At 71.0% G+C, this 17,528-nt stretch carries 19 protein-coding genes; 9 read left to right on the top strand and 10 right to left on the bottom strand.

Features of this window, described 5'->3' with window-relative positions:
* The first annotated feature begins 77 nt into the window (after positions 1 to 77).
* Complete coding sequence (locus tag JJQ90_RS04445) at positions 78 to 542, top strand: cytochrome c-type biogenesis protein (RefSeq protein WP_216873226.1); 465 nt, start codon at positions 78 to 80, stop codon at positions 540 to 542.
* Positions 539 to 1,339 carry a c-type cytochrome biogenesis protein CcmI gene (ccmI, locus tag JJQ90_RS04440; protein WP_216873224.1) on the top strand — a complete coding sequence of 267 codons (801 nt, stop codon included), beginning with the start codon at positions 539 to 541 and terminating at the stop codon, positions 1,337 to 1,339. The genes JJQ90_RS04445 and ccmI overlap by 4 nt, the downstream gene beginning before the upstream one ends.
* 3 nt (positions 1,340 to 1,342) lie before the next feature.
* Here the strand turns inward: ccmI and JJQ90_RS04435 are convergent, their stop codons facing one another.
* The 7 genes from JJQ90_RS04435 to JJQ90_RS04405 all read right to left on the bottom strand — a co-directional run bounded on the left by JJQ90_RS04435 (position 1,343) and on the right by JJQ90_RS04405 (position 9,760).
* Complete coding sequence (locus JJQ90_RS04435) at positions 1,343 to 2,728, bottom strand: amidohydrolase family protein (RefSeq protein ID WP_216873223.1); 1,386 nt, start codon at positions 2,726 to 2,728, stop codon at positions 1,343 to 1,345.
* Between the two features lie 66 nt (positions 2,729 to 2,794).
* Positions 2,795 to 4,003: an MFS transporter gene (locus JJQ90_RS04430; RefSeq protein ID WP_216873222.1), complete on the bottom strand. Its 1,209-nt coding sequence runs from the start codon at positions 4,001 to 4,003 to the stop codon at positions 2,795 to 2,797.
* Positions 4,000 to 5,337 (bottom strand): LLM class flavin-dependent oxidoreductase, encoded by a 1,338-nt coding sequence (locus tag JJQ90_RS04425; protein WP_216873221.1) that lies wholly within the window; start codon positions 5,335 to 5,337, stop codon positions 4,000 to 4,002. Before JJQ90_RS04425 ends, JJQ90_RS04430 begins: the two co-directional genes overlap by 4 nt.
* A gap of 50 nt (positions 5,338 to 5,387) precedes the next feature.
* On the bottom strand, positions 5,388 to 6,779 hold the full coding sequence (locus JJQ90_RS04420; RefSeq protein ID WP_216873220.1) for an AMP-binding protein: 1,392 nt from the start codon (positions 6,777 to 6,779) through the stop codon (positions 5,388 to 5,390).
* Positions 6,776 to 8,020 carry an acyl-CoA dehydrogenase family protein gene (locus tag JJQ90_RS04415; protein ID WP_216873219.1) on the bottom strand — a complete coding sequence of 415 codons (1,245 nt, stop codon included), beginning with the start codon at positions 8,018 to 8,020 and terminating at the stop codon, positions 6,776 to 6,778. Before JJQ90_RS04415 ends, JJQ90_RS04420 begins: the two co-directional genes overlap by 4 nt.
* A 4-nt stretch (positions 8,021 to 8,024) precedes the next feature.
* Complete coding sequence (locus tag JJQ90_RS04410; RefSeq protein WP_216873218.1) at positions 8,025 to 8,726, bottom strand: alpha/beta fold hydrolase; 702 nt, start codon at positions 8,724 to 8,726, stop codon at positions 8,025 to 8,027.
* A complete protein-coding gene (locus JJQ90_RS04405; RefSeq protein WP_216873216.1) occupies positions 8,723 to 9,760 on the bottom strand; it encodes a M29 family metallopeptidase in 1,038 nt (345 codons plus the stop codon). The genes JJQ90_RS04410 and JJQ90_RS04405 overlap by 4 nt, the downstream gene beginning before the upstream one ends.
* A gap of 70 nt (positions 9,761 to 9,830) precedes the next feature.
* Between JJQ90_RS04405 and JJQ90_RS04400 the strand changes: the two genes are divergently transcribed.
* Both JJQ90_RS04400 and ltnD read left to right on the top strand, forming a co-directional pair.
* A complete protein-coding gene (locus JJQ90_RS04400; protein WP_216873215.1) occupies positions 9,831 to 10,250 on the top strand; it encodes a MarR family winged helix-turn-helix transcriptional regulator in 420 nt (139 codons plus the stop codon).
* A 129-nt stretch (positions 10,251 to 10,379) separates the two neighbouring features.
* Positions 10,380 to 11,282, top strand: a complete 903-nt coding sequence (gene ltnD / locus JJQ90_RS04395) for an L-threonate dehydrogenase (protein ID WP_329959367.1) — start codon at positions 10,380 to 10,382, stop codon at positions 11,280 to 11,282.
* Between the two features lie 4 nt (positions 11,283 to 11,286).
* Here ltnD and JJQ90_RS04390 read toward each other — a convergent pair whose 3' ends face one another.
* The 3 genes from JJQ90_RS04390 to JJQ90_RS04380 form a co-directional block, all read right to left on the bottom strand.
* Positions 11,287 to 11,487 carry a hypothetical protein gene (locus JJQ90_RS04390; protein WP_216873213.1) on the bottom strand — a complete coding sequence of 67 codons (201 nt, stop codon included), beginning with the start codon at positions 11,485 to 11,487 and terminating at the stop codon, positions 11,287 to 11,289.
* A gap of 127 nt (positions 11,488 to 11,614) precedes the next feature.
* Positions 11,615 to 12,463: a metallophosphoesterase family protein gene (locus JJQ90_RS04385; RefSeq protein WP_216873212.1), complete on the bottom strand. Its 849-nt coding sequence runs from the start codon at positions 12,461 to 12,463 to the stop codon at positions 11,615 to 11,617.
* Positions 12,460 to 13,518 carry a LacI family DNA-binding transcriptional regulator gene (locus JJQ90_RS04380; protein WP_216873211.1) on the bottom strand — a complete coding sequence of 353 codons (1,059 nt, stop codon included), beginning with the start codon at positions 13,516 to 13,518 and terminating at the stop codon, positions 12,460 to 12,462. The genes JJQ90_RS04385 and JJQ90_RS04380 overlap by 4 nt, the downstream gene beginning before the upstream one ends.
* Positions 13,519 to 13,634: 116 nt before the next feature.
* Between JJQ90_RS04380 and JJQ90_RS04375 the strand changes: the two genes are divergently transcribed.
* The 5 genes from JJQ90_RS04375 to JJQ90_RS04355 are packed head-to-tail and all read left to right on the top strand — an operon-like array spanning position 13,635 to position 17,475.
* Entirely contained in the window at positions 13,635 to 14,666 is a 1,032-nt protein-coding gene (locus JJQ90_RS04375; protein WP_216873210.1) for a quinone oxidoreductase family protein, read from the top strand.
* A gap of 14 nt (positions 14,667 to 14,680) precedes the next feature.
* On the top strand, positions 14,681 to 15,529 hold the full coding sequence (locus JJQ90_RS04370; RefSeq protein ID WP_216873209.1) for a dioxygenase family protein: 849 nt from the start codon (positions 14,681 to 14,683) through the stop codon (positions 15,527 to 15,529).
* Complete coding sequence (locus JJQ90_RS04365) at positions 15,529 to 15,837, top strand: YciI family protein (RefSeq protein WP_216873208.1); 309 nt, start codon at positions 15,529 to 15,531, stop codon at positions 15,835 to 15,837. Before JJQ90_RS04370 ends, JJQ90_RS04365 begins: the two co-directional genes overlap by 1 nt.
* A gap of 4 nt (positions 15,838 to 15,841) precedes the next feature.
* A complete protein-coding gene (locus tag JJQ90_RS04360) occupies positions 15,842 to 16,732 on the top strand; it encodes a BKACE family enzyme (protein WP_216873207.1) in 891 nt (296 codons plus the stop codon).
* Positions 16,729 to 17,475: an SDR family NAD(P)-dependent oxidoreductase gene (locus tag JJQ90_RS04355; protein WP_329959366.1), complete on the top strand. Its 747-nt coding sequence runs from the start codon at positions 16,729 to 16,731 to the stop codon at positions 17,473 to 17,475. The genes JJQ90_RS04360 and JJQ90_RS04355 overlap by 4 nt, the downstream gene beginning before the upstream one ends.
* Positions 17,476 to 17,528 lie beyond the last annotated feature (53 nt).

Raw genomic sequence — 17,528 nt, 5'->3', positions numbered from 1 at the left:
GCCCGGCCGGACGGCTGGTTTGGGCGCGGCGCGCTTTCGCGCGCTCGGCCCGCTTTGCGGGCCGCATAGCGCTCCTGATGGTTCTGGTCCTGCTGATGGCGGGCCCGGCGCTCGCCGTCAGCAACCCCGCCGACATGCTGCCCGATCCGGCGCAGGAGGCGCGGGCGCGGGCGCTGGGCTACGAAATCCGCTGCATGGTCTGCCAGAACCAATCGATCGAGGACAGCGAGGTCGGCCTGGCCCGCGACCTGCGGCTGCTGGTGCGCGAACGCATCACCGCCGGCGACAGCGACGCCCAGGTGAAATCCTTCCTGCACGCCCGCTACGGCGATTTCGTGCTGTTGCGGCCGCCCTTCGCCTGGAACACGCTGATCCTTTGGGCGACGCCGCTGGTGGCGCTGCTGGCCGGCTTCGGGCTGATCCTGCTGGCCCGCCGCGGCGCCACCGCGACGCCACCCCCCGCGCCGCTGAGCGCGGAGGAACAGCGCCGCATCGCCGCGATCGAGGCGGCAATCGAGAACAAGGACGGAACCAAGGCGTGATCTGGCTTCTGCTCGGCGGGCTGGCGGTGCTGGCCCTGGCGCCGCTCGCCTATGCGCTGATCCGCCCCGCCCGGCTGCGCGGCCGCGCCGAGGCCGACCTTGCTTTGTACCAGTCGCAACTGGCGGAACTGGCGCGGGAGGCGGAGTCGGGCCGCCTCGACCCCACCCAGTACCAGGCCGCGAAGCTGGAGGTGCAGCGCCGCATTCTGGCCGCCCCCGGCGCTACCGATGCATCTGATGTGCGCCCCGGCCGCACCCCGGCGCTGCTCGCCGCCCTGGTCTTCCTGCTGCCGGCCGCAGCCCTCGGCCTGTATCTCGTACGCGGTACGCCCGACATGCCGGCGGTGCCCTTCGTCGAGCGCCAGCGCATGATGGAGGCCGAGGACCGGATGCTGGAGACGCTGCGCAGCCGCGTCGCCGCCCTTGACCCGGCCAGCGATGTCGGCCGGCAGGGGCGTATCCTGCTCGGCAATGCCGAACGGTCCCGCGGCCGCCTCGCCGAGGCCGCCGCCGCCTATCGCACCGCGCTGGAGGCCCGCTTCGACGGCGAGCTGGCCGGCGACCTGGCGGAGCTGGAGATCGAGCGTGGCGAGACGGAGGCCGCCGCCGCGCTGATCGCCCGCGCCCTGGGCTCATCCCCGCAGGAGCCGCGCCTGCGCTTCCTCTCCGGCCTCGCCGAGGCCCGCGCCGGCCGCGCCGAGAATGCCCGCCGCATCTGGCAGGCCTTGCTGGCCGAGGCGCCGCCGGAAGCGCCCTGGCGCCGCGTGGTCGAGGGGCAGTTGCAGACGCTGCCGTGATCGTCAGGCCAGCGGCCGGAAACCCGTGGGGATGGCGATATCCGGCTGCGCGGCAAACAGCCGCGACCAGGCACGGTTCGCCACCTCCTCCGCCTGCCGGACGATGCGCGCCTCATCCATGGTCAGCACGCGGCGGTCGCGCATCAGCCAGCGCCCGTCGACCATGACATCGTCGATATCCGCCGCCTGCCCCTGATGCACGAAGACCGCGACGGCGCGCAGGAAGGGCGCCAGATGCGGGCGGTCCGTCCGCAGCATGATGAGGTCGGCGAGGTTGCCCGGCGCCAGCCAGCCGCCATCGGCCACCCCCATCGCCTTGTAGCCATTGCGGGTGGCCCAGCGCAGCGCCTCCTCCGGCGTCGGGCTGCGGCCGTCGCGGCGGCGGATGCGCTCCATGAACAGGCCGGTGCGCATCGCCTCCACCATGTCTTCCGCCATGTTGTCGGTGCCCATGGCGATGTTGCAGCCGGCCTGTTCCATCTCGCAGACCCGGGGGCTCAGCCCGCGCCGTGCCGCGATGGCGGAATTGAAGGCCACATGCACCTTGTTGCGGCCGAGGATCTTCTCCTCCAGCGGCGCCATGCAGCGGCAATGGGCGGCCACCAGCCGGTCATGCAGGAAGCCGATGCTGTCCAGGAATTCGCTCGGCAGCATGTTGTGATGCGCCTGCACCGCCGCGACCTCGCCCCAGATCTGGTTGAGGTGGATGGTGCAGATTGTGTCGAGGCGCTGCTGCAGCGCCCGCACCTGCCGCAGCAATTCCGGGGAGCACATGTCCGGCGCCCAGGCGGAGACCCCCACCCGGATGCGGCCTTCCCCGGCGCCATCCCAGTCGCGGTGCAGCGCCTCGATCCGCGCCAGCCCGGCTTCGCCCAGCGCCGCGTCCCGCACGAAGGCGGTGGGGTCGCCGATGGAGCCGCCAACCCGGTCCCAGCAGCGTTCCGCCAGCACCATGCGCAGCCCGGTCGCGAGCATCTGCGGGGCGTAGTTCCCGATCCGCACCGCATCCTCCAGCACCGCCGTGGTGCCGGAGCGGATCGCCTCCAGCGCCCCCAGCTCGCACATCAACGCCTGTTCCTCCGGCGAGAGGTCGGGCAGCGGGATGGGGGAGAGGCCGCCGCAGAAGGGCGGCTCATGCGGCGGCGACAGATCCTCGAAGACGCCGCGCGCCAGGGTCATCACCAGATGGGTGTGGATATTGGCGAAGCCGGGGAAGACCACGCGGCCGCTGGCATCCACCTGCTCAGCCTCGGGGAAGCGTGCCGCGATCTCGGCATCGGGGCCAAGCGCCGCGATGCGCCGGCCCTCGATGGCCAGGGCCGCGTCGTAGAAGATGGTGCCGGCATCGTCCCCGGTGACGATGGTGGCGTTGCGGATCAGCAGTGTCATGGCCCGGCTACTCCGTTGGCTCGGCGCATGATGTCGCGATGGGATGCCGGGGTCGAGCGCGCGCCGCTACCCCCGCCCGCCCGCCAGCCGCGCGGCTTCCGCGCTGCGGCCCAGCCGCAGCATCGCCACGCAGCCCAGCACCGGCCCCGCCGCCAACACCGCGAAGGCAGCGCCCCAGCCGAGGGCCGCCACCATGGGGGGCATCAGGTGGATGGTCACCAGCGTGAGGGCAAAACCCAGGCTGGTCTGCACCGTCAGCATGGTGCCGGTGAGGCCCGGCTCCGCCAGCTCCGCCACGCTGGCCGAGAACTGTGCCGAGTCGGCCACCACGGCGACGCCCCAGACCAGGCCGAGCAGGATCACCAGGGCTGGGTGCAGCCCAAAGAGCGGCCCCGCCAGCAGGCAGCAGGCGCCGGAGATGGCCATGGCGGTGACCGTCACCCGCACTCGCCCGACCCGATCCGCCGCCAGCCCGGCGGCGACCGAGCCCAGCGCCCCGGCGGCGATCACGGCGAAGGTGGCCAGCGCGGCCTCCGCCGGCCGAGGCGCATCGCCGCGCCAGGCGGCGAAGCTGGCGGCGAAATACAGGCCGATCCAGGCCCACATCGCATAAAGCTCCCACATATGGCCGAGATAGCCCAAGGTCGCGAGGCGGGTGCCGCGGTTGCGGAACAGCGCGAGCGCCGCGGCGGGCCGGAAGGGCGGGGCCGGGGCGTGGCGCGGGCCGAGCCGGACCCAGGCCATCAGCGCCGCGCCCGCCACGGCGGAGAGCGAGGCCGCCGCCAGCACCGGCCGCCACGCCGCCCCGCCGAGTGCGGACAGCAGATGCGGCGCGGCGGAGCCGAGCGTCAGCCCGCCGACCAGCAGCCCGACCACCAGGCCCATGTCGCCGCGATCCGCCCAGCCGGCGGCGAGCTTCATGCCTACGGGATAGACGCCCGCCAGCGCCATGCCGGTCGCGAAACGCGCGGCGATCACTGCCTCCGACCCCGGCGGCAGGACCAGGATCAGCGCATTCGCCGCCGCGCCGAGTAGTGCGCTGGCGGCGAAGACGCGGCGCGGATCGGTGCGGTCCGGCAAGGCGAGCGCGGCGGAGAGCAGCGTGCCAATGACAAAACCCGCCTGCACCGCGCTGGTCAGCAGCGCCTGGAACCCTTCGCCGCGGCCCGGCGCCTCCGCCAGCATGCCCGGGCCGGCGGCGGTGGAGGAGAACCACAGCGCCAGCGCCAGCATTTCTGCGAACGTGATCAGCGCGATGTTGCGGCGCTTGTTCATGCCCAGCGATGGCCCGCGGCGGGATGGTCTGCCGGCAGCAGCCGGTCCGCGCCGAACAGCTTCTCGCGGTAGGTGCCGGGGGCGTAGCTGGTCTTGTAGAGGCCGCGTTCCTGCAGCACCGGCACGACGAGCTCGATGAAGTCCACGAGGCTCTCGGGCAGCACCGTGCGGGACAGGTTGAAGCCATCCACATCGGCGTCCCGCATCCAGCCCGCCAGCGCATCCGCCACCTGCACGGGGTCGCCGACGATGGGCGGCTGGCGGCTGCCGAGGACCGATTGCGCGAGCAGCATGCGCGGGGTCCAGTCCGGGCCTGTGACCTTGGCCATGGCCTCGACGTTCGAGCGGATCGCCTGGCTCTCGCCGGCCCGCACCGGCTCATCCATCCCGAATTTTTGCAGATCGATGCCGAGCGAGGCGGAGGCATGGGCCAGCGCGCCCTCCGCACTGGCCCAGCTTGCGTAGTCGTTGAGCTTGTCGCGCGCTTTGGCTTCGGTGCGGCCGACCACCACAGTGGCGCCGGCGAAGACAAGGATGGGGCGCGGGGCCGCCGCCGCACGCAGCTGCGCGACAAGACGCGCCACGACGGAGGCGTTGGTGCCATTCACAAAAACGCATTCGGCATGGGTGCCGGCGAAGCGGCGGCCGCGCTCGCTGGCGCCGGCCTGGTACAGCACGGGCGTTCTTTGAGGGGAGGGTTCGGCCAGGTGGATGGCGTCGATGCGGTATTGCGGGCCACCGTGGCGGATGCGGCGTACCCGCGCCGCATCGGTATAGACGCCGCCGGCGCGGTCGCGCTTCACCGCATCCTCGGCCCAGCTTCCCTCCCACAGCGCATAGACGGCCTGCATGTATTCATCGGCCAGGTCGTAGCGGTCGTCGTGCCGCATCTGCTCGGCCTGGCCCAGCGCACGGGCGGCGCTGTCGAGGTAGCCGGTGACGATGTTCCAGCCGATGCGGCCCTGCGTCAGATGGTCCAGCGTGCTCATGCGCCGCGCGAACAGGTAGGGCGGTTCATAGGCCAGGTTGCAGGTCACGCCGAAGCCGAGGTGCTTTGTCACCGCCGCCATGGCCGGCACCAGCAGCACCGGGTCCAGCAGCGGCACCTGCACGCCGCCGCGCAGCGCCGCATCCGGGCTGCCGCCGTGGACATCGTAGATGCCGAGCACATCGGCGAGGAACAGCCCGTCGAACAGCCCGCGCTCCAGCAGCCGGGCGAGGCCGGTCCAATGCTCAAGGCTCGTGTAGTTCGCAGCGCTGTCGCGCGGGTGGCGCCACATCCCCTGCTGGATATGGCCAGGCGTCGCCATGTCGAAGGCGTTCAGGCGCATCATGCGGGGCGTTTCCTCGGGCCGGTTGACCCGATCATGCCCGAGTTGCGGGTTCAGGCCAGTAGCTGGCGCAGCCTGGCCGTTTCAATCTTGCCCAGCGCCGTGCGCGGCAGGGCCCGCACGGTGACCACGGCGCGGGGAATCTTGAAGCGGGCGATCTGGCCCTCGAAATGCGCCAGCAGGCGCGCCGCGTCGAAGTTTTGCGCGGGCACCACCACGGCGACCGGCACCTCGCCCCAGCGCGGATCGGGGCGGCCGATGATAGCGCCCTCGACGATGCCGGGGGCGCTGCGCAGCAGGCGCTCGACTTCCGCCGGGTAGATGTTCTCGCCGCCGGAGATGATGACGTGCTTCAGGCGATCGGTGAACCAGAAGCGGCCCTGCGGGTCGACGCGCCCGACATCGCCGGTGGCGAACCAGCCTTCCGCATCCAGCGCCGGCACATCCGGCCAGTAGCGGCGCAGCGTGGCGGGGCCGCGGATCTGGATTTCGCCTTCCGTGGCACCGTCGGCGATGCGCGCTTCCGCGTGGCGCGCCGGGCGGCCGAGCGAGCCGGGTGCGGCGAGCGCCTCCGCGCGATCCTGGATGATGGCGATGGGACAGGTTTCGGTCGCGCCATAGACCTGCTGCACGGGGATTCCCCGTGCGTGAAAAGCCTCGATCAGGGACAGGGGCACGTCGGAGGAGCCGGCGCCGATGGCGCGCAGGCTCGAAAGATCGGCCGAGGCCCAGCGCGGATGGCTGACGAGCGCCTGCATCACGGCGGGCACCAGCAGCGTCAGCGTCGGGCGGTGGCGTTCCAGATGGTCGAAGAAGGCCTCGGCGTCGAAGCGCGGATGCAGCAGCACCTCGGCGCCGGCCATCAGCGCCGGCGTGGTCTGGATGTTGAGGCCGCCGACATGGAACAGCGGCAGCACGGTCAGCACGCGGTCGGCCTGCGTCAGTTCGAAGGCGTGGGCGGCGTTCAGCGCATTGTGGTGCAGCGCGCGCTGGTCCAGCACCGCGCCCTTCGGCCGGCCGGTGGTGCCACTGGTATAGACCAGCAGCACGGGATCGCTTTCCTCGCCGTCATCCGGCGCATCGCCGCTGGCGGTCAGCGTGGTGACGTCCACGGCGCGGTCAGGCATGGCCAAAACCATGTCGGGCGTCGCCAGCAGAAGCCGCACGCCGGCGTCCTCGAGAATGAAGCGCCACTCCGGTGGCGCCAGGCGCCAGTTCAGCGGCAGCAGCAGCGCGCCGAGCCGGGCGCAGGCGAACAGCGCCACGATCTGCGCCGGGTGGTTCTGGCCGAGGAAGCCGACGCGGTCGCCGTGCCGAACGCCCCGCGCGGCGAGGGCCGCCGCCATCGCCATCGCCTGCGCGTGCAACGCGCCATAGCTCAGCGCCTCAGTGCCGAAGCGCAGCGCGATGCGGTCGGGCGGCTGCGCGGCGAGCCAGTGCTTCACTGGTCCGTCTCGCCCTTCTCATACAGCGCGTCGCGGCCGATGCGGTCGATGCACAGCTCCGCCGTCCAGGGCAGCATCAGCGCGCCGCAGCGGCTGTCCCGAAAGATGCGTTCCAGCGGCAGGGATTTCAGCATGGCCTGGCCGCCGCAGGTGCGGATGGCGAGGCTGGCGATGGCCTGGGCGTTCTCCATCACCGTGTGCTGGGCGGCGAGCGCGCGCAGCATCTGTTCCTTCGATGGATCGGGCCCGGCCTCGGTGATCGCCTGGAACCACAGCGCCTTGGTCTGTTCCAGCATCACGCGCATCTGCGCGACCGCGATCTGCTTGGTGGGGTACATGCGGCGCTTTACGGGCGGCGTGCCCGGCTGTTCGCCACGCAGGTAGCGCACGCAGAAATCGTAGGCGGCTTGCGCCAGGCCCATGTAGGTGGGGCTCAGTGTCAGGAACATGTGCGGCCAGCGCATCGCCGCCTGGAAATACAGCCCTGGCGGCATCAACGCCGCATCTTCGGGCACGAAGACATTGTCGAAGATGAGGGTGCGGGAGACGGTGCCGCGCATGCCGAGCGGGTCCCACTCCCCCGTGACGGAGACGCCCGGCGCATCCGCCGGCACGCCGAGATACAACGTGTTCTTCCGGGATGCCTTCTCGCCCGGCAGCATCTCGGTGCACAGAATGCCGTAGGTATCGGCGTGGCCGGCGAGGCTCGCAAAGATCTTCTTGCCGTTGATCCGAAAACCACCCGGCACACGCTCCGCCGTGGTGCCGAAGGCCGCCGCACCGGCCGCCGCCGCGCCGCCTTCCGAGAAGGGTTGCGAGAAGATTTTTCCGTCGCGCAGGATGGTGTCGTAGTGCAGCCGGCGGCGGCGACGATGCTCGGCGCGGGTGGCTTCCTCCATCTCCAGGTCTTCGGTCAGCGCGCCGGTCCATAGCGTGGAACAGACATGCATGTTCCAGGTCAGCGCCGTCGCGCCGCAATAGCGCCCGAGTTCCGCGGCCGTCATGCAATAGGCCCGAAAATCGGCGCCGAGGCCGCCTTCCTCCGCCGGGATGCAGATGCCCAGCAGACCCTCGCTGTGCATGTCGCGGTAGTTGTCGACGGGGAAGGTTGCCTCGCGGTCCCAGCGCGCCGCGCGCGGCGCCAGCACGCGCGCGCCGAAATCACGGGCGTGGGCGGTGAGATCCGCTTCGAAGGGCGTCAGCCGAAAAGCCTTGGGATCGAAGATCGGCGCGTCGGTCATGCGCTCACGGCTCCAGGAAAGGCAGCAGCGCGGCGCGAAAGGCGTCCGGCGCTTCGAGATGGATGAGGTGGCCGGCACCCGCGATGACCGTGATGCGCGCGCCGGGAATCGCCTCCGCCATGCGCTGCATCGTCTTCAGCGGCGCGGCCTGGTCGCGCTCGCCCGCGATCAGCAGCGTCGGCACGGCGATCTTCGGCAGATCGGCTCGGCGGTCGAAGGTGGTGAGGCAGCGCAGCGTGTCGCGGTACACATCCTCGGGGATCGCGCGCATGGCGGCGAGCGCGCGCGGCATCGCCTCGGGTGGCGCGGTATCCGGCAGCATGCCCGCCATCAGCTCGGGCGCCGCATCCTGCATCGAGCGCCCTTCCAGCGGGCCGAGACGCGCGGCCAGGAACTGTTCGGCGAAGGACGGGTCGCGGCCGCCGAAGGCGGGCGTCGTGCCATAGAGCACCAGCTTCGCCACACGCCCCGGAAAGCGCGCCACGAATTCCTGCGCCAGCATGCCGCCCATCGAATGCCCGACCAGCGTCACGCGATCCAGCCCGCGCGCATCCAGCGCATCCCGCAGCGCTTCCGCCAGCGCTGGAAAGGTCATGTCCGGCAGCGGTGCGGTGCCGCCAAAGCCGGGCATCGGCCAGTCGATCGCGCCCGGCACCATGTCGTCCCACGAAGGCCCACCGATTCCATGCAGCAGGATGATGCTCATGCGACCAAAGCTCCTTCGCGGACGACGACCTCGCCATCCAGGGCGATCGTGCAGCCGAAGACGGGGATGTCGAAATGCCCCTCGGTGAAGCGGCCGGCGAATTCATTGGCGCCGGTGGAGAACAGGAAGTTGCCGGCGGCCGCGCGCAGCTCCGTGCCGTTCAGGTCGCGCTTGTCGTGGAACAGCAGGCCCTCGCGCCGCGCCCGCCGGTTCATGCCCCAGCCGACATGGCTGACCGCATAGGCGCCCGGATCGCCCCAGGCGGCCAGGTAGTCGCGCATCAGCCGCGCATCGACACCCTCGCCCTCCACCGCCACCACATGGTCATCGCGCAAGGTCAGGCGCACGGGCTGTTCGATGTAGCGCTTGAAGGTGAGGTTCGCATCGCCCGGCGCCAGCACCAGCGTGCCGGCCACGCTGCCCGCCGCGGGGAAGGACACGACCACGCCGCCCGGCCAATGCGCGATGGTTCCGGGGCGATCCGTAAAACCCCAGACGCCGGCGGTGGTGGCACCCGCCATGGCGACGGTCAGGTCGGTGCCCACCGCGCTGGTCACGCGCATCTCCCGCGCGCCACGAAGCCGCTTCACCGCGGCCTTCACCGGGGCGGCATCCTCCGCGCGCGGCACCAGGCGTTCCAGCACGTCCGGGTGTTCGTCGCTGACCATCAGCACCCGCGCGCCACTGGCGAGAATCCCGCGCAGCTCCGGTGCGTGCAGCAGCCCCTCCCGCGTCAGGTCCAGGATGAGGGAGGAAGCCCCCAGCGCCGCCAGCACCGACGGATGCCCCGCCAAGGCGCGCGACGCCCCGGTGGAGCGCACCGGCACCGGCGCCGTCTGCCGCGGGGTCGGCACTTCCAGCCGGAAGGGCCGGCAGCCCAGGCGATGCGCCGCCAGCTCCGCCAGGTCGATGTTCAGCCGCCGCGACTGGCTTTCGGAGAGGAGGCAGACCGTCTCCCCTGGCTGCGCCGCGCAAAGCCGCAGGACGGATTCGAAGGCGTCGATCCACTGTGGCTCAATCCGGTCGTCGCGCAATCCGCTGCCCTCCCTGCGTGAGGCAAGGCTAGCGATGGCGCCCATTTATGAAAAGTCATATATTCGCGGCGTGACCGAATCCCCCCGCTTCGTCGAGGACTATCTTCTGGCCCTGCTCGCCCAGGCCTCGCATGCGGCCTCGGCCGATTTTCATGCGCGGCTGAAGGCGCGCGGCGTGGCGGTGCCGGTCTGGCGCGTGCTGGCGACGCTGCACGGCGCGGAGGACGGCGCGACGGTCGGGACCCTGGGGAAAATCTGCCTGATGCAGCAGCCCACCATGTCCAAGCTGCTGGATCGCATGGCGGCGGAGGGGCTTGTGGTCCGCACCCGTCAGGGCCGCCAGACGCGCATCGCACTGACGGAGGCGGGTGCCGAATGCGCGGAGGCGCTGGTCGCCGAGGCGCGCGCGCATGAGGCCGCGCTGCTCGCCCGCCATGCGGAGGCCGCACCCGCCTTGAAGGCGCTGCTGCGCGGGATCATCTCCGGCTGATGCCGCCGATATCCACGCTGTCGAAAATCGTCCTCATCCTGCTGGTGGTCTCCGCCCTCGTGCAGATCGGGATGCTCGTCTTGCGCTGAACGCCGCCTCCCGCCAGCCTTGCGCGATCAGGGAGGCAGGATGATGCAGGTTGCGGTGATTGGCCTTGGGGCCATGGGAATGGGGGCGGCGCTGTCCTGCCTGCGGGCGGGGCTTTCCGTGACGGGCTGCGATTTTTCCGAAGCCGCCCGGAACAGCTTCGCCGAGGCCGGCGGCCAGGTGGCGGCCCGTGCGGAGGCTATCGCGCCGGGGACGGAGGCGGTGCTGCTGCTGGTGGTGAATGCCGCGCAGACCGAAGCCGCCCTGTTCGGCCCCGCGGGCTGCGCGCCGCGGCTCGCGCCGGGTGCCGTCATCGTCGCCTCCGCCACCATGGGCCCCGACGATGCGCGGCGGCTGGCCATGCAAGCGGAGGCGGCGGGCTTTCTCTACCTCGATGCGCCGGTCTCCGGCGGTGCGGCGAAGGCCGCGACCGGGGAGATGACCGTCATGGCCTCGGGCAGCGCTGGCGCCTTCGCCAAGGCCAGGCCGGTGCTGGAGGCGGTGGCCACAAAGGTGTGGGAACTGGGCGAGGCCCCAGGCATCGGCGCAACTGTCAAAGTGGTGCACCAGCTTCTGGCCGGCGTGCATATCGCCGTGGCGGCGGAGGCGATGGCGCTCGGCATCCGCGCAGGTGCGGACCCCCAGAAACTCTACGACGTGGTGACCAGCGCCGCCGGCAATAGCTGGATGTTCGAGAACCGCATGGCGCGCGTGCTGACCGGCGACGAAGCCCCGCGCTCGGCCGTCGATATCTTCGTGAAGGACCTCGGCCTGGTGGCGGAGATGGCGCGGGGGCTGAACCACCCGGTGCCGCTGGCCAGCCAGGCGCAGCAATTGTTCACGGCCGCCAGCGCCATGGGACAGGGCAGGGTGGATGATGGCTTTGTCATCCGCGTCTGGCAGGCGCTGACCGGCATCCAGCTGCCCGGCGACAAGCCGGGCTGAGCGGTCAGCCGACCGCGGTGATGACGACGGCGATCAGGATGAACAGGGCGGTGAGCGCACCGCCCGCGCGCACCAATTCCCCGGCCTTTTCCTTGTCCACCAGCGGACCGGCGGGCGGACGGGGGGCTGCATTGCTGGCCGGAGCGTCGCCGTAAGGGTCGTGCAGACCCAGGAACTCGGAACGCGGCCTGTTTGCCTGCGACATTGCGACCCTGTGAAATAACCTAGAACACAGTCTATCCATCTGAAGGCGCCACTAAAACCAACCGGCGGTTGCGCGAAACCGCCGTGAAACACAACCGAAACGGGCGCATCTCGCCCGCCATCTGCCGTTAGCCGCGTCGCGGATAGGTCTCCGCCCGCACCTCCTCCAGGAACGGCGCCCGCAGGCCGGGTGGGGTCACCAACTCCGTCGCCACATGGTCCGCATGCAGCACATGGCGCAGGAAACCGCCCACACGCTGCCCCGGCAGCCCCGGCTGGATCTCCGGCTCGCAGACGAAGGAGGCCGGCGGCGCCCAGACGAAATCGACCTGCCCGCGCCGCATCCGGTGATGCAGGTGCAGATGGCCGGAGGCGACCAGCCGCAGCGCCGGATGGTCCAGCAATGGCGCCAGCGCGCCGCGCCCCTCCGGCGGCACTGACCAGTAGTCGAAGGGGTCGTCCGGCGCGGTGACGAAGGCCGGCTTGTGCAGGAAGGCGGCGATGCGCCGGGCGCCGAGGCCGGACAGCGCCACCTCCGCCAGCCAGGCGGCTTGCGTCGCCTCCTCCGCCATGCCGGTGCCCATGATCTCCGTGTTCAGCCCGATCAGCCGCCAGGCCTCGCCCTGCGCGCCGTCCAGGTCCAGCAGGAAGCGGTCGGGGCCGAGACTGGCCTGCCAGCGGGCCAGCCGCGCGGGGTTCACCGGCTGGGTCGGCATGCTGCGCGGGTCGCTGCCGACGTCATGATTGCCGGGAATCGCCAGCAGCGGCGCCGCACCGGCCAGGTCCCGCAGGCTGGCGGCGGCGAAGGGCAGGTCGGCCCCATCGCCCGCGCCATCCAGCGACAGATCGCCGCTGGCCACCAGCGCCGCCGGCGGCATGTCGCGCAGCAGCGGCGCGATGGCGGCCATATTGGCATGGAAGACCTTCGTCCCCGGGCCGAGATGGGCGTCGGAGATCTGGGCGACGGTCAGGGTCATGCAGGCTCCTGCGGCGGGCGGGTGGAGGCGCGGATCACCAGCTCCGGCACCAGTCTTATGTCGCGGCGGGGCAGGGCCGGGTCGGCCATCTCCGCCAGCAGGATCTCGGCCGCCTGCCGGCCCATGGCGTCGTGCTGGATACGCACCGTGGTCAGGCCGGGATGGATGCGGTCGACGAAGGGCATGTCGTTGAAGCCGGTGACGGAGACATCCGCCGCCACGCGCCGCCCCGCCGCCTCAACCGCGTCATAGACGCCGAGGCAGAGCATGTCGTTCGCCACCGCCACGGCCGTGAAGGGCGGGCCGGCCAGCAGCGCGGCCATCGCCACCTGTCCCGCCTCCCGCGTATAGGCCGCCGCGGGGACGAGGCCTGCGGGCTCCAGCCCGTGGTGCCGCAGCCGGTCGAGGAAGCCGGTGCGCCGGTCGGTGGCAGTGGAAACCCCCTCCGGCCCCGCCAGATGGGCGATGCGGCGATGGCCGAGCGCCACCAGGTGGTCCACCGCCAGGCCGATGCCATGCCGGTCGTCATTGGTGACGGCGGAGGTGGCGGCGCAATCGGCGCCTTGCGGCATGCGCCGGTTGATCAGCACCGCCGGGATGCCGAAGCGGGCGCAGAGCGCCAGCGCCCCGGTGCCGGCCGCCGCCGAGGCCAGCATCAGCCCATCCACCAGATGCGTCGCCATCCGCTCGATCAGCAGCGCCTCTCGCGCCGGGTCGTTGTCGGTGTTCGCGACCAGCGTGGCGTAGCCGCGCGCCGCCATCACGGTTTCCACCGCATGCAGGATCGGCGGGAAGATCGGGTTGATGAGGTCCGGCACCAGGATGCCGATGGTGCGGGATTTCCGCGTGCGCAGCCCGGCGGCCACCGCGGAGGGGCGCCAGCCCAGCCGGTCCGCCACCTCCGTCACGCGCAGCGCCACCGCCTCCGTCACCATGCCGCGGGTGGCGGGGTTCAGGGCGCGGGAGACGGTGGAGGCATGGACCCCGGCCTCCCGCGCCACATCGGCGATGGTGGCGCGGCCTGGCGGGGGGCTTGGGATGGGTGGGGGCAGCATCGGCGCGTCTGTAGCGCAAATGTGGAGGGCATGCCCAATGCAATCGATTGCAGATTTTGCTTGACCCTGCCGGACCGAGCGCCTACCCAACCGGGCAACAGAGGAAACCGACCAGCATGACCGACGCACCCCCCCTCGCGGGAAAGGCGCCCCTAACCAGCCTGCCGCCGCGCGCCGCCGCCCTGCGCTTCGCGGCCTTCGGCGGGCCGGAGGTGCTGGCCTGCCAGGACGTGGCGTTGGCGGCGCCGGAGGCCGGGGAGGCGCTGCTGCGGGTCCATGCGGCCTCCGTGAACCCCTCCGATGTCAAGAACGTCGCCGGCCGCATGCGCCAGACCGTGCCGCCGCGCACCCCGGGCCGCGATTTCGCGGGTGTGGTGGTGGATGGGCCGGCCGAGTGGCTGGGTGCTGAGGTCTGGGGCACCGGCGGCGATATCGGTTTCACCCGGGATGGCAGCCATGCCGAATATCTGCGCCTGCCGGTCGCCGCCCTGGCGCGCAAGCCGGCCAATCTCAGCTTTGAACAGGCCGGCGCGGTCGGGGTGAACTACGTCACCGCCTGGATCGGGCTGGACTACGCGCAGCTCAAGGCTGGCGAGACCCTGCTGGTGCTGGGTGCGACCGGCGGTGTCGGCGGCGCGGCCTGCGGCATCGGCGCGGCGCGCGGCTGCACGGTGATCGCGGCCGTGCGTGGCGAGGCGCCATCCGACAGTCCCGCACGGCATGCCACGACGAGCTTCGTCGATGTCACCCGCGACGACGTGGCGGCGCAGATCGCGGCGCTGACCGGCGGGCGCGGCGTCGATGTGGTCTATGACTGCGTCGGCAAGCCGGCACTGACCGAGGTGGCGCTGGCCGCGCTGGCCTTCGGCGGCCGCATGATCGTCATCGCCGGCACGCCGGGTGAGCAGGTGAAGTTCGAGCTGATCCCCTTCTACCGCCGCGAATGCCGCCTGCTCGGCGTCGACAGCCTGAAGCGGACCGCCGCCGCCTGCGCCCCGATGATGGAGGCGCTGCGGCCGGGCTTCGAATCCGGCGCCTATCCGGCGCCCGCCATCGCCGAAACCTACGACCTGGCGCGGGGCGCCGAGGCCTATGCCGCCGTCGCCCGCGGCACGCGCGGTCGCGTCGTGCTGACCATGGGCCGCTGAGAGGGAGACGCAACATGCCCGAAGGCCACATCACCTATACCAGCGAGAACCTGACCGACGCGGTGCTGGCGCGGATCTCGCCCGAGGCCAGCCCGCGAGTCCGCGAGGTGATGACCGCGCTGGTCACCCATGTGCATGACTTCGTGCGCGAGGTGGAGCTGACGCCGGAGGAATGGGAGCAGGGCGTCGGCTTCATCACCGAACTCGGCCGCTGGTGCGACGACAAGCGGCAGGAGGTGATTCTTCTGTCCGACATCCTCGGCGTCTCGATGCTGGTGGATGCCATTGCCCATCGCACCCATGCCAGCGTCAGCGAGACCACCGTGCTCGGCCCCTTCCACCGCGAGAATCCGCCGCCCCTGAAGAACGGCGAGAACATGTCGCCCGGCGTGGAAGGGGAGCCGCTGGAGGTCGAGGTGCATATCCTGGACGAGGCCGGCCAGCCGCTGGAAGGCGCGCAGGTGGATGTCTGGCACACCTCGCCGGATGGCTTCTATGACAGCCAGCTTGGCGACGAACACAATATGCGCGGCCGCTTCGTCACCGGGCCGGATGGGCTGCTGGCCTTCCCGACCGTCATGCCCTCCGCCTATCCGGTGCCGCATGACGGGCCGGTGGGCCGCGTGCTTTCCGCCATGGGGCGCGGGCCGATGCGGCCGACGCATGTGCATTTCTGGATCAAGAAGCCCGGCTACCGGGATCTCATCACCCACATCTTCAAGGACGGCGACCCTTACCTGCATGATGATGCGGTGTTCGGCGTGAAGGCCAGCCTGGTGACCGACTGGGATTCGCCCAAGGCGGCAGGCAAGCCGGCCAAACTCGTCTACGAATTCCGCATTCCAAGGGAGGATGCCACCTGATGCTGTTCCTGATCCACTGCACCCAGAAGCCGGATGGCCAGGCCATTCGCGACGCGCATTACGACGCGCACCGCGCCTATCTGAAGGCCAGCCCGGTCGACATCAAGCTGGCCGGCCCGACGGTCGACGATGCGGGCGAAGCGCGCACCGGCAGCGTCTTCATCGTCGACGTGCCCGACCGCGCGGCCGCCATCGCCTTCTCCGATGGCGATCCCTTCACCGCGAATGGGCTGTTCGAAAGCCGCACGGTGACCCGCTTTCTCGACATCACCCGCGGCAAGCCCGCCTTCGGCCCGGCCAAGGACTGAGATCATGCGCCGCAAATACATGCTGACCTGCGCCGTCACCGGCAATATCACCACGCCGGAACAGACGCCGCATCTGCCGATCACGCCGGAGCAGATCGCCAACGCCGCGATCGAGGCCGCCAAGGCCGGCGCCGCCGTCGCCCATATCCATGTCCGCGACCCGGCGACGGGCAAGCCGAGCATGGAAATCCCGCTGTACCGGGAAGTGATCGACCGCATCCGCTCCTCCGGCACCGATGTCGTCATCAACCTGACCACCGGCCCGGGCGGGCGCTTCGTGCCCTCGCTGGACAACCCGCGCCAGGCGGCGGCCGGGTCCACGCTGATGTCGCCGGAACAGCGCGTGGCGCATATCGTCGAGCTGAAGCCGGAAATCGCGACGCTCGACCTGAACACCATGTGGTCGGGCAGCGCCGTGGTCATCAACGCGCCCTGGTCGGTGACCAAGATGGCGGAGCTGATCTATTCCGTCGGCACGATTCCGGAGCTGGAGGTCTTCGACAGCGGCGATATCGGCCTGGCGAAGAAGCTGATGGCCGATGGCGTGCTGAAGGGTCCCTGCCTGTTCCAGGTCTGCATGGGCATCCGCTACGGCTTCGACTGGGACCCGGCGACGCTGAATTATGCGAAGTCGATCCTGCCGCCCGGCAGCCCCTGGGCGGCGTTCGCCATCGGCCGGATGGAATTCCCGATGCTGGCCCAGGCCTGGCTGCTGGGCGGCCATGTGCGCGTGGGGCTTGAGGACAATATCTACCTCAACAAGGGCGAGCTGGCCGTCAGCAACACCGTCCTCGTCGAACGCGCCGTGCGCATTCTTCGCGAGCTGGGTGCCGAGCCGATGACGGCGGCGGAAGCGCGCGCGGAACTGTCGCAGGTCGGCGGATGGTCGCGGTGACCGACCGCGGCGTCCTGGTCGTCACCGGTGCCGGGCGCGGCATCGGCGCCGCCATCGCCAAGGCGGCGGCGGCGGATGGCTGGAATGTGGTGGTGAACTATGCCCGCGATGCCGTCTCCGCCGAGGCCACCGTCGCGGCCATCACCCAGGCCGGCGGGCGTGCCCAGGCGGTGCAGGCGGATGTGCAGTCGGAGGCCGGCATCGCGGCGCTGTTCGCCGCGGCGGATGCCATCGGTCCCGTGAAGGGGCTGGTGAACAACGCCGGCGGCAGCGCCCAGGCGCCGATCGCCGACATCACCGCGGCCGATTACGACCTGATGATGGACGGCAATCTGCGCACCACCGTCTTCTGCGCCTCCGCCGCCGTGCGGCGCATGGCGACGGATCGCGGCGGGTCGGGCGGCGTCATCGTCAATATCGGTTCCCGAGCTTCCGTGCTCGGCGGGCAGCCGGGGCGGGTGATGTATGCGGCGGCGAAGGGCGCGGTGGATGGATTCACCGCCGGTCTCGCCAATGAAGTCGGAAAGCTCGGCATCCGCGTCTGCTGCGTGCGGCCCGGCGTGATCCGCACCGAAAGCCATGAGGCGCGCGCGGGGGCGGAGCGGCTGAAGGCCATGACCTCCGCCATCGCGCTGGGGCGGCCCGGGGAGCCGGAGGAGGTGGCGAGCCTCGTCACCTTCCTGCTCTCGCCGGGTGCCGCCTACATGACCGGCACGCTGGTGGATATCGGCGGGGGGCGCTGAGCGAGGCGACAAGGCGCGCGACGGGCCCAGGCAATTCCTACCTGCACAGCCCC

The organism is Falsiroseomonas oleicola, from assembly GCF_019029495.1.
GTDB classification, from domain to species: Bacteria; Pseudomonadota; Alphaproteobacteria; order Acetobacterales; family Acetobacteraceae; genus Falsiroseomonas; species Falsiroseomonas oleicola.
Note: the sequence above shows the minus strand (reverse complement) of the source record. Positions and strands in the feature narration are given on the sequence as shown.

Bases quoted from the DNA above. Each gene is read 5' to 3' on its own strand.
- JJQ90_RS04360 (WP_216873207.1), top strand. From the start codon at position 15,842: ATGCGCCGCAAATACATGCTGACCTGCGCCGTCACCGGCAATATCACC.
- JJQ90_RS04435 (WP_216873223.1), bottom strand. From the start codon at position 2,728: ATGACACTGCTGATCCGCAACGCCACCATCGTCACCGGGGACGATGCC.
- JJQ90_RS04445 (WP_216873226.1), top strand. From the start codon at position 78: ATGGTTCTGGTCCTGCTGATGGCGGGCCCGGCGCTCGCCGTCAGCAAC.
- JJQ90_RS04375 (WP_216873210.1), top strand. From the start codon at position 13,635: ATGACCGACGCACCCCCCCTCGCGGGAAAGGCGCCCCTAACCAGCCTG.
- JJQ90_RS04410 (WP_216873218.1), bottom strand. From the start codon at position 8,726: ATGAGCATCATCCTGCTGCATGGAATCGGTGGGCCTTCGTGGGACGAC.
- JJQ90_RS04385 (WP_216873212.1), bottom strand. From the start codon at position 12,463: ATGACCCTGACCGTCGCCCAGATCTCCGACGCCCATCTCGGCCCGGGG.
- JJQ90_RS04370 (WP_216873209.1), top strand. From the start codon at position 14,681: ATGCCCGAAGGCCACATCACCTATACCAGCGAGAACCTGACCGACGCG.
- JJQ90_RS04380 (WP_216873211.1), bottom strand. From the start codon at position 13,518: ATGCTGCCCCCACCCATCCCAAGCCCCCCGCCAGGCCGCGCCACCATC.
- JJQ90_RS04365 (WP_216873208.1), top strand. From the start codon at position 15,529: ATGCTGTTCCTGATCCACTGCACCCAGAAGCCGGATGGCCAGGCCATT.
- JJQ90_RS04425 (WP_216873221.1), bottom strand. From the start codon at position 5,337: ATGATGCGCCTGAACGCCTTCGACATGGCGACGCCTGGCCATATCCAG.
- JJQ90_RS04390 (WP_216873213.1), bottom strand. From the start codon at position 11,487: ATGTCGCAGGCAAACAGGCCGCGTTCCGAGTTCCTGGGTCTGCACGAC.
- ltnD (WP_329959367.1), top strand. From the start codon at position 10,380: ATGATGCAGGTTGCGGTGATTGGCCTTGGGGCCATGGGAATGGGGGCG.
- JJQ90_RS04415 (WP_216873219.1), bottom strand. From the start codon at position 8,020: ATGACCGACGCGCCGATCTTCGATCCCAAGGCTTTTCGGCTGACGCCC.
- JJQ90_RS04430 (WP_216873222.1), bottom strand. From the start codon at position 4,003: ATGAACAAGCGCCGCAACATCGCGCTGATCACGTTCGCAGAAATGCTG.